The following is a 15,913-nucleotide window of genomic DNA, read 5'->3' on the forward strand; positions in this document are numbered from 1 at the left end:
TGAGGGTGCATAGTGTGAGTCTTACCCTTCCCATTACTATTATACCGCTCTTAGGGAGCAAGAAACAGTCTTGTTTTTAGGTGGAGTTCGGAGTAGAGTAGGGATTCATTTAGAAGACAGGAGTGAAGCTATGGAAAGCGAAGCCCAACATTTACAGATGGTGTATCAAAAGTTATTGACAGCCGAAAGCAAACTTAGTCAGTTGATAGAAGAAAAAAGCCAATCCGGTTGCTCAGCCTTGCAGGAAATGACCGGGGAAGTACGGCTGAACTTTGATAGCTATCTGGATAATTTAGACACTTTTTCGGCAATTGAGAATTTGAATCGGCAAATTGATCAATACAACTTGCAATTGGACAGTGCTTCAAAGGAATTGGCCAAAGTACGTCGCTTGTTGCCGGCGCCATATTTTGGCAAGATCAGGGTGGACTTTCTTGAAGGTCAGCCACCAGAAGCTTTTTACATTGGCATCAATGGTTTTACCCCAGAGAATGAGGCTTTGATTCATGACTGGCGTTCGCCTATTGCAGAACTCTTCTATAATAATGAACTGGGCGGGTCTTCTTATGAGGTACGAGGGCAAGTGATTCCGGTGCAGATGAAACAACGGCGACAATTGATAACAGATCATGATCGGCTGTTAAATTACTTCGATACCGACACGACAATTCAAGACGAGGTATTATTGGCCGCCTTGGCAGAGGATCATTCGCAAAAAATGCAGGACATCACTGCTACGATTCAAATCGAGCAAAATCAAATTATTCGGGATCAAAGGGCTCAAGTACTGTTGATCAATGGGGTGGCGGGTAGTGGCAAAACTTCTACGGTTCTTCAACGCATCGCTTATTTACTCTATCAAAATCGAGAACGCTATAGGCCAGATGATATGCTGATTCTTTCCCCTAATCAGCAATTTTCCCAGTACATTGCCGGCGTGTTACCAGCTTTAGGAGAAGCCAATCCACCGACTTTGACGTTGTTGGAATGGTTGCAAACTTTTGGTACTGTGGAAGAAAGTGAAACAGGCTACTTCCAACGCATTAGCAAAGAAGAAGTCTCCGCTGAAGAAGACGTACTGCGCTCTGTGGCCTTTATGCAGTATTTAGAAAGTGAGTTGGAAATCACGCCTCGGTTTGTGCCGATTGTTAAAAAGGGCAAAACAATTCTTTCTCAAGAATATTTGCAGCAGATTTTTGACCAGACGCCGATTGGCCCCTTTGCAAAACGCATTCAAGGAATGAAGCAGCGTCTGTTGCAAGAGTGGGGACGGCGCTTAGTAAAAGATAGTCGCAAAGTGAGTCTGCAACAACAAATTTTAGATTTGACCCAAGCACAACAGGAAAAATTACTAGGTCGTTTATTGACACAGGCAGATGAGAATCAACTAGACTTTCTTGCATTGAAATTGTTGCGTAAAAAATATGCCTTTGTAAGTCAAGAAATTGAAAATTATGCCTGGTTAGACGAAAGAGCGATGTTTTACGAGGTATATCAATCTTATGAAGGGAATTCATTAGAGGTAGGAACATTCAATGTGGATCAAGGGGTGGCGCAATGTTACTTTCACCAAAGGCAAATTGAACCTCTGAGACACCGAGACTATCAGGTTATCTTAGTAGACGAAGTGCAAGACTACACGCCAGCTGCCCTTTATTTGCTAAAAGCTCTTTATCCCAAAAGTCGGTTTACTTTAGTGGGAGATGACAACCAGGCCATTTTTAACAGCCATACTTCATTTGCGGATATGCAGGAACTCTTTTTAGAAAAACAGCCTCAGTACTATCAGTTGACCAAAAGTTATCGAACTACGGGAAATATCACTGCATTTTTTGCTAGTTTGGTAGCCGATAAGCTGAACATGGAAATCTTGCCGGTGCGACCTGCAGGCAGTCCGGTGGTCTATCGCACATTTCAAGACGTTGCGTCTTTTGAAAAGATTTTACATGAGTTTCAAGGGATGATTGGGCAACAACAAATCACGATTATCACGAAAACCCAGAAGGAAGCGGAGCAACTTCAGGATTTTGCGGACAATTTCGTTGCAGTGTACCCAGTGGCGTTAGCAAAGGGGCTGGAATTTGCCAATGTCTTGCTTTACGATGTATCTGCAAAAAATTACCACAGTAAACGGGATATGCGACTTTTGTACACCGCCGCTTCTCGTAGTACTAAACAATTGTGGCTTACTTATCAAGGGATACCAGCTGTAAGATTACCTGAAAATGAGCAGTAGGAATTTAGACTAGGCACTTGAATAAAAGATACAAAAAAGCCACTGACAAAAGTCAGTGGCTTCATTCATAAAGAATGGGGTATATCCGTCGATGCCGTTATTCGTCTTATAGTATTGATCCCGCAAATACTAGCAGGTGGGTCCCACGGTGCAAGCCTAAAGCTACCAAATGATAGGGCGTGCTACCAACTTACACACAAGACAGGTCCCGAGGTATCAATAAAGATGTTCGGTCAACACACAGAAAAGACAACTCGTACATCACAGAATTCCCACTTACATAGTAGCACAGGGTCGGAAAACTGGCAATAAGAATGGCTCAATTTTTAGAAAGCGCTATCTTTGGGCTTGTAAGTGGTTATTTTGTTTGTCGGCCTTCTTTGCGCCATTGTTCAATTCGTTCTTGTTGTTGGGCTAAGGCGGCTTCGTATTTACCTGTGGTTTTAGGCTGATAGTACTGATTATCTTTGAATTTATCCGGTAAGTATTGTTGATCCACCCAGGCTTTTTCAAAGTTGTGAGGGTATTGGTAATCCAGTCCCCGGCCTAAATCTTTGGCCCCTTGGTAATGGCTGTCCCGCAGATGATCCGGCACATCTCCGGCTCCTTGCGTGCGGATATCGGCAATCGCTGAATCCAGTGCTACGTAGGCAGAGTTGGATTTAGGAGAAAGACAGAGATCTACTACACAATCCGCTAAAGGAATCCGTGCTTCTGGTAGCCCTAAGCGTTCAGCAGCCAGCACTGCATTGACCGTGCGAGCGGCTGCTGCCGGGTTAGCTAGTCCAATGTCTTCATAGCCAATCACCATTAGTCGGCGACAAATAATTGGCAAATCCCCAGCTTCTACCAAACGGCCTAAGTAATGCAAGGCAGCATTGACGTCACTGCCACGGATGGATTTTTGAAAAGCTGAAATCACATCATAATGGGCATCGCCATTTTTATCGTGGGTCAGAGCTTTTCGTTGAATACATTCTTCAATCACCTCTAGAGTTAAGTGAATGATGCCATCACTATCTGCTGGGGTGGAACGCACAGCGAGTTCTAGACCATTTAAAGCACTGCGCAAATCCCCATTAGTAGCTCGAGAAAGATGCAAGCGGGCATTATCGTCTAGTTGTACAGGAAACTCGCCTAACCCCCGTTCTTTATCGGTTAGCGCATGATCTACAGCGGTTAAAATATCCGTTTCTGTTAAGGGTTTAACTTCGAAAATTTGAGTTCGACTACGAATGGCGGGATTAATAGTGATGTAAGGATTTTCCGTAGTGGCGCCAATCATAATAATCCGTCCTGATTCTAAATGGGGCAGTAAAAAGTCTTGCTTGGTCTTGTCCAAACGGTGAACTTCATCTAAAAGTAAAATTACAGTACCACTCATCTTGGCTTCTTCTGCCACGATTTGCAGGTCTTTTTTCGTATCTGTAGCAGCGTTTAACATGCGAAAAGCGTACTTGGTAGAGCCGGCAATGGCCGAGGCAATACTGGTTTTTCCGGTTCCTGGAGGCCCGTAGAGAATCATGGAAGAAAGCATTTTAGCACTGACCATGCGATTGATAATCTTTCCGGGGCCTACCAAATGTTGCTGGCCCACCACTTCGTCTAAGGTGCGAGGGCGCATGCGATAGGCTAAGGGTTTTTCCATGAAAAAACCTCCTTTTGTCATTCTTTTTCTCTTTAGTCAGTATAACACGTCTTGTGTACCAACAGCACTGAAGACTTTCCTGATGACTTGGATTGAATCCATGGTAACCCTGGGAATAATCGTGTAAAATAAGCATTGGTGAAGAAAATGACAGAAAGTATGACGGAGATACGTCAGTTATTTCAAAATGAAGATACCCCGACTGTGGCTCAAGCTTTAGTGGGGATGTATTTGGAACACACATTGCCTGATGGTAGTAAGTTAGGTGGTTGGATTGTGGACTGCGAGGCTTATTTAGGGCCAGAAGACGAAGCGGCCCACAGTTTTGGTTTGCGAAAAACCCCACGAGTGGCCGCCATGTACCAAGAAGCGGGGAGTATTTACCTCTATCACATGCATCGCCAAGTGATTTTAAATATGGTCACCAGAGAAGCTGGCCTGCCTCAAGGGGTGATGATTCGCGCTTTAGAACCAGAACGTCAGTATATGGAAAAAATGAGTGAGAATCGAGGCGGCAAAAGTGGTGTTGATTTAACCAATGGTCCGGGAAAACTCATGAGCGCCTTAAACGTTCCCTTTGACTTATATGGACAGTCAATTTTTACTAGTGCTTTGCATTTGGTACCAGAAAAAAAGCGGCAACCAAAACAAATTTTGGTTTTACCCCGTATCGGGATTCCCAATAAAGGCAAGTGGACGGCTTTGCCTTTGCGCTTTGTCTGTAAAGGCAATCCCTATGTTACCAAACAGCTGAAAAAAGAGATCAGTCCAGATTGGGGCTGGCAAGAGTAAAGGAAAAAGATTGATTGAAGCAGTCTTTTTAAAAGGAGTGTCGACGATGGCAAAGAAAACCATGGTGAGTTATTTAGAAGAACAATTGGCGAATCAATTAGCAGATTATGAAGTGGGCTTAGATTGGAATCGTAAAAATCACAGCATTGAAATCATCTTTCGGCTATATGCAGAAAATCCTGAGACGTTGACTTTAGACGATGTGGATGGTGTGATTTCTGATGAAGCAGTGATTGAGTTTGAAGATGGGATTTTATTGGTAGATCCGAAAAAATCGAATTATGAGGCCACCGATTATTTAGCAGTTTATCCCTACGAAGGTAAAAAAGGGTTACGAGAAGGAGAGCTTGCGGCTTTCGTGAGCTATTTAAAAGATGTCTTAGATGAAGGTCTAAGTGATTTATTAGACTTTTTAAATAGTTCAGCAGAAGATTCAGAAGAAATTTTTGAATTGAAATGGGATCGTGAAACTTTTAAACAAGTGGTAGCAGAAAAAATCAAAACCGGCAAAGAATACTTGCCTTATCCAAGTTATTAAAAAGGAGCACAATTATGAAATGGTATGAAGTGAAAGTCGAAACCGCCAGTGAAGCCGTAGAAGCCGTGGCCAATATATTAGTAGAAGCAGGGGCAAGTGGGGTTTCGATTGAAGATGCGCTAGACGCTCAAAACTGGGAGAGTGATGCTTTTGGGGAAATTGCCAACAAAAGTGCATTGACCGATTTAACAGAAGGCGCGCGGGTAGCAGCTTATTTTCCTGAAACTATCTTTTTACCGGAAATCTTGCCTTTTATGAAGTCGAGAGTATCCCAGTTGCCTACTTTTGGCTTGAGCATTGGGAAAAATGACTGGCAGATTACGGAAGTTTCCGATGCTGACTGGTCTACCGCTTGGAAAAAATATTATCACCCGGTACGAATCACACGGTTTTTGACCATTTTGCCAAGTTGGGAGTCTTATACCCCAGAGTCTGCTGAAGAAAAAGTGATCACCTTAGATCCGGGGATGGCTTTTGGTACCGGCACTCATCCAACCACCCGCCTGAGTTTGCAAGCTTTAGAAGTTATCTTACGGGGGGGAGAACGGGTACTGGATGTAGGCACTGGTTCCGGGGTCTTGAGTATTGCGGCAAAATATCTCGGTGCCGATAAAGTTACCGCCTATGATTTAGATGAAGTGGCGGTGCGCTCTGCAAAAGAAAATCTAGATATGAATCCAGTAGCGAAAGACGTAGAAGTTTATGCCAATAACCTTTTAAATGGTGTGGAAGAAGAAGCCGACGTTATCGTGGCAAATATTTTGGCGGAAATCATCTTGTTGTTGATTCCTGATGCGTATCGCTTATTGAAGCCCCATGGCCGTTTTGTAGTTTCTGGCATCATCCATGATAAAGTGGATGAGGTGTTAGAAGCGATGGCTGCCCAAGGGTTTGAAGTGGATCAGCTCTTTAAGCAACAAGACTGGTATGCCATTATTTTGAAAAAAGCTGAGGAGTAAATTCATGCAACGCTATTTTTTAGAAGAACCTTATGGGGTAGGCCCCTATGAAGTTTCTGGGGAAGCTTTTCATCATATGATTCGGGTAATGCGTATGAAATCAGGAGACAGGGTTTTTCTGGTCTTTTGCGATCAAACTGCGATTATTGCTGAAATTACCGAAGTGGCTCCAGAATCAGTAGCCTTAAAAGAAGTCGCCAAAGAGCAACAGGAAAAAGAACTGCCCATTGCTGTGACCATTGCCTCAGGTTATCCAAAAGGGGACAAACTGGAATGGATTGTGCAAAAAGGAACGGAGCTAGGAGCAACCGCCTTTATCGGTTTTCCGGCTCAAGCTTCAGTGGTCAAATGGGATGGGAAAAAGCTAGTCAAAAAAGAGCAACGGTTAGCCAAAATTGCTCAAGAAGCCGCCGAACAATCCCAACGGCAAAAAACACCTGCCATTCAGTTGTTGACTAGTTTTAAGGAACTGTTGACGGTAGTAGCTGATTATGATTGGGTACTAGTAGCCTATGAAGAAAGTGCCAAAGCAGGCGAAGTTGCCAAGTTAGCCCAAGTGCTGAGCCAAGTTCGGACAGGAGAGCGAGTACTCGCTATTTTTGGTCCAGAAGGAGGCATTATGCCCGCTGAAATCAAGGCGTTAACGGAAGCCCGAGGACAGTTATGTGGTTTAGGCCCCCGGATTTTACGTACGGAAACGGCACCTTTGTATTTACTAAGTGCGGTTAGTTATCAATTGGAATTAGCAAAGGAGAACTAAATGAAAGTAAGTGAAGTGGTTAGTTTACGGTTACTAGATGCGACTATGAAAGACTGGGAATTTAAAGATCTTTTGATGAAGTTGAGAAAAGAAAATCAGATACGAGAAGTGGTTGTCTTGCCTAATCAATTGCGTCGTGCCAAACAATTACTAGCCCAGACCCAAATTAAAATTGGTACGGTGGTGGATTATCCATTGGGAAGTGGCACTGTTGCCAAAAAAGCCTTTGAAGCTGGACGTTCTTTTCAAGAAGGAGCCGATTTTTTGGAGCTGTCGGTAACGAGTTTCACCCTTTTGGAACAACCACAACTGGTGCAGGACTTAGAAGCAGCGCTGCGAGGAATTTCCTTAGCTTGGGGTGAAATTCGGACGCGAGTAGCTGCCGACCAACTGACAGAGATTAAAAAATTGGCTTTATTGCCGAGAATGAATGAATTAGGCTGGCAGTGGTTGGTTTTAGAAGAAGGGACGTCCTTTGCCGATGCCCTTCATGATGCGGAGACGTTTTCTTTTGATGGGGGAGACAAGTTACAGTTACAAGTAAATTTGGAAGAGGTAACGGCTACGGACATTCAAACTTTAGTGAAAAAAGGAGTTAGCCGGATTGGCATTACTCGTTTTGGAGAGTTAGACTTAGTCAGTTTGGCTTACTTAAACCTGGAGCAATTGTAATCTAGGCTTGCCCCGTGTATAATAATGCTAATCATTTTCAGGAGAAAAGCCTTGTTTGACGGCATTTTCTCCGATTTAACACCATAGAGTGAAAGGAGGGTGCCAAACATGAGTAAAGAAACGATTTTAAGTGGACCAGGAGTCATAAAGATTGTCAGCAACTATATGAGTCCAGAACATGTAGCCTTTGTGCAAAAAGCTTTAGATTTTGCCACCAAAGCTCACGACGGTCAATTTCGTAAATCTGGCGAACCTTATATTATCCATCCTATTCAAGTAGCCGGTATTTTGGCAGAGTTACATATGGACCCTCATACAGTGGCCACAGGTTTTTTACATGATGTGGTGGAAGATACCCCGGTTACATTAGATGATTTAAAGAGAGAATTCGGTAGCGACGTGGCCATGCTTGTAGACGGCGTGACCAAACTGCGGAAAATCACCTATAAGTCCCATGAAGAACAACTGGCGGAAAATCACCGCAAGATGCTTTTAGCCATGGCCCAAGATTTACGGGTCATCATGGTGAAATTAGCGGATCGCTTGCACAATATGCGCACCTTAAAGCATTTACGAGAAGACAAGCAACGACGGATTGCCAAAGAAACTATGGAAATCTATGCGCCTTTAGCTCATCGTTTAGGGATTAGCCGAATTAAATGGGAATTAGAAGACACCGCATTGCGCTATTTAAATCCGAAACAGTATTACCGAATTGTTCATTTGATGCAAACCAAACGAGATGAACGGGTAGCCTATGTCGCCGAAGCGGTGGAAGAAATTCGGGAAGCTACAGAAGAACTGGGAATTTACGCAGAAATCTATGGTCGGCCCAAACACATTTATTCGATTTATCGAAAAATGGTTGACCAAAAGAAGAAGTTTGAAGAGATTTATGACTTGTTGGCGATTCGTGTGATTGTGGACTCCATTAAAGATTGCTATGCCGTACTAGGTACAATTCATACGAAATGGAAACCGATGCCGGGACGTTTTAAAGATTACATTGCCATGCCAAAAGCCAATATGTATCAGTCCTTGCATACTACGGTGATTGGGCCTAAAGGCAATCCTGTAGAAATCCAAATCCGCACCCATGAAATGCACGAAATTGCCGAATTTGGGGTAGCGGCGCATTGGGCGTATAAAGAAGGCCGCACGGAAAAAGTTTCCGAAGACAAGATTAGCCATCAAGTGGGTTGGTTCCAAGAAATTTTGGAACTCCAAGATGATGCTTATGATGCTCCTGAGTTTATGGAAGGAGTCAAAGGGGATATCTTTTCTGATAAGGTGTATGTGTTTACCCCTAAAGGAGATGTCACCGAATTGCCGAAAGGCTCCGGCCCCTTGGATTTTGCTTACAGCATTCACACAGATATTGGCAATAAGACCACTGGTGCCAAGGTTAACGGTAAAATGGTGCAACTGGATTATAAGTTAAAAAATGGCGATATCATCGAGATTTTAACATCTCCTAATTCCTTTGGCCCTAGTCGAGATTGGTTGAATTTGGTTACCACTAGTAAAGCGAAGAATAAGATCAAACGCTTTTTCAAGGCTCAAGATCGAGAAGGCAATATCCAAAAAGGCCATGACAGCCTGTATCAAACATTACAGGAAATGGATTTTGTACCAAAAGAAATGCTTTCAAAAGACAAAGTCAAAGATGCCTGTGAACATTTCAATTACCAAAGTGAAGATGATCTTTACGCCGCCATTGGGTACGGGGAATTAAGTGCTACATCATTGGCCAACCGATTGTCTGTGGAAGAACGAAAACAGCGGGAAAAAGAGAAAAAAGAACAAGCTGTCCAAGAATTGGTTAACCAGCCCGCGGAGAAAAAAGAGAAGATGAAAGTCCGCCATGAAGGGGGCATCGTCATCGAAGGGGTAGACAACCTCTTAATTCGCATTAGCCGCTGTTGTAATCCGGTTCCTGGAGATGAAATTGTAGGCTATATTACCAAAGGCCGCGGGATTTCCATTCACCGGGCCGATTGTCCCAATGTGCAATCAGAAGACGCAAAACAGCGCTTGATTGAAGTGGAATGGGAAGATACCGCAAATAATTCCAAAGAGTATGATGCGGATTTGGAAATTTATGGATACGATCGTAGTGGCTTATTAAATGATGTCTTGCAGACGGTAAATGCTTTGACTAAACGTTTGCAAAGTGTGGAAGCCCGTACGAATAAAGAAAAGATGGCCACCATTCGTTTAACAGTAAGCATTCAAAATCTCAATCATTTGAAATCCATCGTGGATAAAATTAAACAAATACCAGACGTTTATAGCGTCCGGCGCACCCGGGGGTAGGATATGCGGGCAGTAATTCAACGAGTAAAAGAAGCCAATGTCACTGTAGATGGCACCGTTCTAGGTGAAATCGGCGTGGGTTTTGTGGTACTTTTAGGAATTCATGAACAAGATAGCTTAACCGATGTGGACTACTTAGTGCGTAAAATCAGCTTAATGCGTGTTTTTGAAGACGAAGACGGGAAAATGAATCGAGATCTTGCTGCAGTAGACGGCAGTGTGTTGAGTATTTCTCAGTTTACTCTGTATGCTGATACGAAAAAAGGCAATCGTCCAAGTTTTGTTAAAGCCGCTCGACCTGACGTTGCGATTCCTTTATACAATGCTTTTAATGAAGGCTTAATCAAAGCGGGAATTCCAGTTGCCACTGGGGAATTTGGCGCCAATATGGCGGTTTCTTTGGTTAATGATGGTCCGGTGACGATTATTTTAGATACTTTAGATAAATAAATTGAATCCATTTTAAGCCGCTATCTTTGAAAAATCTCAGAGATAGCGGCTTTTTTTAACCAAAAATGAAGCAAAAAAATTACAGGGAGGTTACAAGTATTATCAAAGTCGTGTTTTTGTAATGAATTGTAAAAGGAATTTCACTCATGAAATGTTTTCTAGTGGTAAAGTAAGTACCGTTGAAGAAAACAAAGGAGAATGATCATGAAATCACTTAAAACAATCTTACTAGGCGTTACTTTATCTGCTGGAGCTGCAATGTTTGTAGGTGCTAAAGAAGCTTCTGCTGATGAATTGTACACGATTCAAGCAGGTGACACTCTGTCTACTATCTCCCACCAATTCGTTGGCGATAATAGTTTAATTGAAAAAATTGCAGATAAAAATAAAATTGACGATATTAACTTAATCTATGTAGGCGAAAAATTAACAATTCCAACTGACGGACAAGCAGCTACACCGGTAGAAAGCACTCCTGTTAGTGAAGAAGTTGCGACAACAACGCCTGTGGAAACTTATACAGAGCCAGTAGTAGCAGAAACCGTTGTGACAACTACGACGACTTACACTGGTACATCAAGCTCTGCTAAAGAATGGATTGCCCAAAAAGAATCTGGCGGTTCTTACTCCGCTACGAACGGTCGCTATGTTGGTCGTTACCAATTAGACTCTTCTTATTTGAATGGTGACTATTCTGAAGCCAACCAAGAACGGGTTGCAGATAACTATGTGGCACAACGTTATGGTTCATGGGAAGCAGCCCAAGCATTCTGGTTAGCAAACGGCTGGTATTAAGAGTTAAATTTTAATATGAAAAACGATTGGTCTACGGATCAATCGTTTTTTTTGTGGAGTAATGGTAAATTTATCATTTAATCCACGTTATTAAATGATAAAGAGTATACGAATCCGGATAATCAAGACAAAACTTTAAAAAGACAGGACACATTTTACCAGTTGTATTATAATTAAGTTGTTAGTATGTAAACGCTGTAATTTTAATGTAAGTTAGGAGGAATTATAAGATGGCAACTGTTGGCACTTTTTCGCGAGGGGCGATTACCCCTGACAACAACTTATTTTCTAGTTTCAAAACATTGGTAGAATCCGCTTTTTATGGGAATAATGTGGAACGAATTACGGATTTAGCCAGTGCGTATCAATTAGCAAAAGACGCTCCGGGGGCGGTGATTACGGATATGGCCGTCAGTCACACGGAAGATTTGGGCTTGCCACAAGACGCTAAGGTCATCGTCTTTAATGATGGCAAGGTGACTGGACGAACAGCGGCGGCTCGCAGAGTAATTGGACAACCGGGGATTGATAAGACCTTGTATGCAGGGATATTACGAGATGCAATGTTCCAAGGAACCCATAAAAAATTCTATGCTGGAGAAGTAGTAGTGGGCTTAGATAAGGATTTTATGGTGAAAGCCCATCTCTTATTGCCAGAACACTATGAAACAAACTTCTATTCTTATTTATTGAATTTCCAAATTATGACCCAAGAGTGGCGGGAGCTGTACCAAGAGTCGAAAGCTTATCCTGAGGCGGACATCTTTTTATACGCAGATCCAGATTGGCGTCATCCTGATTTCCCCCATGGTCTGGCTCTCTTTGATCCAGAGCACAATGTGGCGGCAGTTTTAGGCTTAAACTATTTCGGGGAATTGAAAAAAGCAACACTGACATTGGCATGGGCTACCGCTCATCGAAATGGCTATGTAGCTTGTCACGGGGGGATGAAACAGTATCAATTGCCAGATAAAAAATTTACCATGGCAGCTTTTGGACTTTCCGGATCAGGAAAATCTACCATTACTTTGGCAAAACACGGAGACAAATATCAAGTGAAGGTTCTTCATGATGATGCTTTTGTGATTAACCAAACGGATGGCTCCACCACGGCTTTGGAACCAGCCTATTTTGATAAGACTCAGGATTATCCCTTGGAGGATCCGGCGGTAGATTACTTTATCACTTGTCAAAATGTGGGAGTTACCTTAGATGATACGGGTAAGAAAGTTATCGTGACGCAAGATATTCGCAACGGCAATGGTCGTACGGTGAAATCTCGCTATGTGACACCTAATCGAGTAGATCATTTACGCTCTTCCATTGATGCCATCTTTTGGATTATGAAAGACGACAGTTTGCCACCAGTTGTTAAAATTGATGATCCAGTCTTGGCGGCAGTCTTTGGCTTGACTTTGGCTACAAAGCGAAGCACCGCTGAAAATGTGGTAGGTAATGTGGATATGGACAAACTGGTCATTGAACCTTATGCCAATCCATTTAGAGTGTACCCATTAGGACAAGACTTTGAGGACTTTAAAACTCTCTTTGAAGAAAATCAAACAGACTGTTATATCTTGAATACTGGATTTTATAAAGGGAAAAAGGTAACGCCTAAAGACACATTAGGTTCTATTGAAAAAATTGTGGAAGCAAAAGCTGAGTTTGCACCATTTGGCCCGCTGGCGGGGATGAGTTATTTGCCAGTGGCAGGATTTGAAGTGGACTTTGAAGATGCGGCGTATGTAAAAGCTTTGAGAGGGCGCATGGAAAGTCGTTTAGAATTCATTCAGGCTCAAGCAACTGAAAATGAAGGCTTCAATGCTCTACCTGTTGAAGCCGGAGCTTTAATGGAAAGAGTCATTCAAGAATTGGAATAGACTGGCAGATTCTTCGCTTTCTGGAATTAATCATGGTACCATTAATGTAGCAATCCTTCCTTCATTGATAGAGGTTGGTTGTTGGCAAAGACAGTTAGGTGAACCACATAAGGAGGAATTTTTATGAGCGAGCCAGACAAAGAAAACTTGGAAAAGTTAGCCAAAGAAGCCAAAAACGACGACACTTTTGAAAAATTGGATGAAATGGAAGAAGAACTAAATCTAGATGAAGAACCCGTTGTGGAGGATGAAGAGGAAGAAAAGCCAGAAGATAAGTCAGCTCTGGAAAAAATCATTGAGGATGTGCCTCCTGCAACGTTTCTTGATACGAATAATCAGATGCCATAAATAAAAGATCATAAAAAAGCAATGACCAAGAGCTACCCTAATTCGATTAGGAGCGGTTTTGGTCGTTGCTTTTTTTCATGACAGTATTCTTTATTCCTGTAAACTGTCCTTTTCATACCGTAATAAATCAGCGGGCTGACAGTCCAACACTTCACAAATCTTATTTAAAGTGGAAAAACGAATGGCCCTGGCTTTATTGTTTTTTAAAATGGAAACATTCGCGGGAGTGATGCCAATTTTTGCTGATAGTTCATTTACGCTCATTTTTCGCTTGGCTAACATCACATCTAAATCGACTAGAATTGACATGGTTTTCCTCCTAAATGGTTAGATCGCTTTCCACTTGTATGGTGGTGGCCTTTTTAAATAACTCTTCTACAATTTGGGAAAAGATATAGGCAGTAAAGGGTATCAACAGGATAATGAAACCAATTACCATCACTCCAGGGGCATCTTCCACATCGGCAACATGATAGAAAAAAGGCAGGATACCCAGCATAACCACACCAATTACCAAAATAGTGTTTTTCACTTTGATAACGAGGTGTAACGTTTTGCTAGAAAATGCTTCTGGCCCTTTAATACAGTTCAAAATGCGATTTAAAAAGAATAAAACTCGCAAGCCTAAGAGAACTGCAACTACGATTACTAGAAAAAATAGGCTGACTACGAGATTTTTATCGGTTGCTTGAAAAAATTGAATCGCGATTCCGGTAATCATAAAAAGTGCTAAGAATCCAATTAGTAATAATGCTATTTTTAATAAGTTGACTTTTCTTGCCATAATGGACACCTCGTGAATTTGATAGCCTTATCTTATCGGTTTTAAGATTGAATTTCAATAGAAATATATCGTTTTTCGATATATTTCTATTGATTTTTAATGTTTTGACCTTGTTGAGCATCATTTGTCATAAGAAATAATACAGGACATGCAATCTTTTCTGAGTAAGTAGTGAATTAACTGCAACCGACTAAAGGTGGGCTTCTTGTGAATTGTTTTAAATTCCTGGAAAATTTAAGTAGAAAACACTTGTGACAAAAACGATTTCACTGGTAGACTATTCGGGTGTCAAAAAAAAGTAATTATTTTTAATAGAATGATTGAAAAGGAGAGCTAGTTTTGGATTTAGTAATTGCATTGATCCCCATGTTTGCTTGGGGGAGTATTGCCTTAGTCAGTGGCAAAATGGGGGGCACTGCCAATCAACAAACACTGGGCATGACCATTGGGGCCTTTGTTTTTTCATTGGTAGTCTTTTTTATTATCCAGCCGACCATGACGGTGGCAACGGTTATTTTTGGCTTTATCTCTGGTATTTTTTGGAGTATTGGGCAACGAGGACAATTTCAAGGAATGCACTTTATGGGAATTTCGGTAGGATTGCCGGTATCCACGGGGATGCAGCTGATTTTAAACACTATTGCGGGTGCACTATTATTTGGTGAATGGCGCAAAGGCCAAGATTTTCTACTAGGCGGTATTGCCTTGTTACTCTTAATGGCAGGCTCTTTTTACACATCGCGACAAGACCCAGACCGGGATCAGTCTTTAGCTGGAGATCGTCAACTATTTGATTTTGGTAAGGGGTTTCGAGCCTTGTTACTGTCCACATTAGGCTTTGGTGCTTATACGATTATTATTACTTGGGCCAAATTAGATCCTGCTGCAGTGATTTTACCCCAAAGTGTGGGGATGGCTGCCGGTGCTTTTGTCTTTACTTTCAAAGATATTCGCTATGATCGTTTTATTCTGAAAAATACCGTTTCAGGTTTGCTTTGGGGCATTGGAAATATTTGTATGCTTTTGGGAATTCAAACATTAGGCCTTGCGGTGAGTTTCTCCTTGTCTCAAATGGGGATTATCATCTCCACATTGGGAGGAATTTTCCTATTAGGCGAAAGAAAAACCAAAAAAGAACTTTTTTATGTTATTTTAGGTTGTGTTTTTGTTATCCTTGGTGGTATGCTCTTAGGATATATGAAGAGTATTTAATCACTAGATAGAGGAATTCTTTTTCTCTGTAAGAAAGGAACTATTATGGAACTCTTTCGTAAAAAAACATTTGATCCCAATGAACGAGGTGCCATGAAGCGCACGTTGACCTTGAAAGATTTGATTATGTTAGGCATTGGGGCGATTATTGGAACGGGGATTTTTGTAATTACCGGGCAAGCTACGGCTACCTATGCAGGACCGGCATTGTCCATCTCTTTTGTGGTGGCAGCGATTGTGGTTATCTTATCGGGCTTGTGTTTTGCAGAATTTGCTTCCCGAGTACCGATACTAGGCGGACCCTATTCCTATTTGTATGTAGTCTTTGGCGAAGTAGTGGCGTGGTTTGCCGGTTGGTTCTTACTTTGGGAATTCATGCTGGCAGTTGCTTCCGTTGCTTCCGGTTGGTCGGGATATTTCCAAGGCTTTCTCGGTAGTTTGGGGCTGAATTTACCCACTGCACTTACGGGAGGTTACAATGCGGAAGCCGGGACCTATGTGGACGTAGTAGCAGCTGTTGTAG

16 protein-coding genes and 1 other RNA gene are annotated in these 15,913 nt (G+C 42.1%); 13 read left to right on the forward strand and 4 right to left on the reverse strand.

Annotated elements, in window-relative coordinates:
• The first annotated feature begins 130 nt into the window (after nucleotides 1-130).
• Nucleotides 131-2,236 carry a UvrD-helicase domain-containing protein gene (locus AB5754_RS08105; protein ID WP_368251606.1) on the forward strand — a complete coding sequence of 702 codons (2,106 nt, stop codon included), beginning with the start codon at nucleotides 131-133 and terminating at the stop codon, nucleotides 2,234-2,236.
• 78 nt (nucleotides 2,237-2,314) lie between these two features.
• On the opposite strand, the gene ssrS is transcribed toward AB5754_RS08105, so the two are convergent.
• A non-coding RNA gene (gene ssrS / locus AB5754_RS08110) (6S RNA) lies at nucleotides 2,315-2,509 on the reverse strand.
• An 85-nt stretch (nucleotides 2,510-2,594) separates the two neighbouring features.
• Entirely contained in the window at nucleotides 2,595-3,884 is a 1,290-nt protein-coding gene (locus AB5754_RS08115) for a replication-associated recombination protein A (protein WP_368251605.1), read from the reverse strand.
• Nucleotides 3,885-4,031: 147 nt separating this feature from the next.
• Between AB5754_RS08115 and AB5754_RS08120 the strand changes: the two genes are divergently transcribed.
• From AB5754_RS08120 to AB5754_RS08165, 10 genes are all read left to right on the forward strand, one after another.
• A complete protein-coding gene (locus AB5754_RS08120; RefSeq protein ID WP_368251604.1) occupies nucleotides 4,032-4,676 on the forward strand; it encodes a DNA-3-methyladenine glycosylase in 645 nt (214 codons plus the stop codon).
• 46 nt (nucleotides 4,677-4,722) lie between these two features.
• Nucleotides 4,723-5,214: a DUF3013 family protein gene (locus tag AB5754_RS08125; protein WP_368251603.1), complete on the forward strand. Its 492-nt coding sequence runs from the start codon at nucleotides 4,723-4,725 to the stop codon at nucleotides 5,212-5,214.
• A gap of 14 nt (nucleotides 5,215-5,228) precedes the next feature.
• The gene (gene prmA / locus AB5754_RS08130; protein WP_368251602.1) at nucleotides 5,229-6,173 is read left to right on the forward strand and encodes a 50S ribosomal protein L11 methyltransferase; all 945 of its coding nucleotides are present in this window, start codon (nucleotides 5,229-5,231) and stop codon (nucleotides 6,171-6,173) included.
• 4 nt (nucleotides 6,174-6,177) lie between these two features.
• The gene (locus AB5754_RS08135) at nucleotides 6,178-6,933 is read left to right on the forward strand and encodes a 16S rRNA (uracil(1498)-N(3))-methyltransferase (RefSeq protein WP_368251601.1); all 756 of its coding nucleotides are present in this window, start codon (nucleotides 6,178-6,180) and stop codon (nucleotides 6,931-6,933) included.
• The gene (locus AB5754_RS08140) at nucleotides 6,934-7,605 is read left to right on the forward strand and encodes a deoxyribose-phosphate aldolase (RefSeq protein ID WP_368251600.1); all 672 of its coding nucleotides are present in this window, start codon (nucleotides 6,934-6,936) and stop codon (nucleotides 7,603-7,605) included.
• Nucleotides 7,606-7,713: 108 nt separating this feature from the next.
• Nucleotides 7,714-9,921: a bifunctional (p)ppGpp synthetase/guanosine-3',5'-bis(diphosphate) 3'-pyrophosphohydrolase gene (locus tag AB5754_RS08145; protein WP_368251599.1), complete on the forward strand. Its 2,208-nt coding sequence runs from the start codon at nucleotides 7,714-7,716 to the stop codon at nucleotides 9,919-9,921.
• A gap of 3 nt (nucleotides 9,922-9,924) precedes the next feature.
• Entirely contained in the window at nucleotides 9,925-10,371 is a 447-nt protein-coding gene (dtd, locus tag AB5754_RS08150) for a D-aminoacyl-tRNA deacylase (RefSeq protein ID WP_368251598.1), read from the forward strand.
• 204 nt (nucleotides 10,372-10,575) lie between these two features.
• On the forward strand, nucleotides 10,576-11,166 hold the full coding sequence (locus tag AB5754_RS08155) for a LysM peptidoglycan-binding domain-containing protein (RefSeq protein WP_311833926.1): 591 nt from the start codon (nucleotides 10,576-10,578) through the stop codon (nucleotides 11,164-11,166).
• 230 nt (nucleotides 11,167-11,396) lie between these two features.
• Nucleotides 11,397-13,046, forward strand: a complete 1,650-nt coding sequence (locus AB5754_RS08160) for a phosphoenolpyruvate carboxykinase (ATP) (RefSeq protein ID WP_311833927.1) — start codon at nucleotides 11,397-11,399, stop codon at nucleotides 13,044-13,046.
• Nucleotides 13,047-13,169: 123 nt separating this feature from the next.
• Nucleotides 13,170-13,394, forward strand: a complete 225-nt coding sequence (locus tag AB5754_RS08165; RefSeq protein WP_368251597.1) for a hypothetical protein — start codon at nucleotides 13,170-13,172, stop codon at nucleotides 13,392-13,394.
• Between the two features lie 90 nt (nucleotides 13,395-13,484).
• Here AB5754_RS08165 and AB5754_RS08170 read toward each other — a convergent pair whose 3' ends face one another.
• Nucleotides 13,485-13,703: a helix-turn-helix domain-containing protein gene (locus AB5754_RS08170; RefSeq protein ID WP_368251596.1), complete on the reverse strand. Its 219-nt coding sequence runs from the start codon at nucleotides 13,701-13,703 to the stop codon at nucleotides 13,485-13,487.
• 10 nt (nucleotides 13,704-13,713) lie between these two features.
• Nucleotides 13,714-14,178: a DUF2975 domain-containing protein gene (locus AB5754_RS08175; RefSeq protein ID WP_368251595.1), complete on the reverse strand. Its 465-nt coding sequence runs from the start codon at nucleotides 14,176-14,178 to the stop codon at nucleotides 13,714-13,716.
• A 339-nt stretch (nucleotides 14,179-14,517) separates the two neighbouring features.
• Between AB5754_RS08175 and AB5754_RS08180 the strand changes: the two genes are divergently transcribed.
• On the forward strand, nucleotides 14,518-15,390 hold the full coding sequence (locus AB5754_RS08180) for a GRP family sugar transporter (RefSeq protein WP_368251594.1): 873 nt from the start codon (nucleotides 14,518-14,520) through the stop codon (nucleotides 15,388-15,390).
• A gap of 45 nt (nucleotides 15,391-15,435) precedes the next feature.
• A partial coding sequence (locus tag AB5754_RS08185; RefSeq protein WP_368259543.1) for an amino acid permease occupies nucleotides 15,436-15,913 on the forward strand: 478 nt, incomplete at its 3' end.

Origin of the sequence: Enterococcus sp. 2201sp1_2201st1_C11_2201SCRN_220225 (genome assembly GCF_040925905.1) — a bacterium.
GTDB classification, from domain to species: Bacteria; Bacillota; Bacilli; order Lactobacillales; family Enterococcaceae; genus Enterococcus_C; species Enterococcus_C asini_A.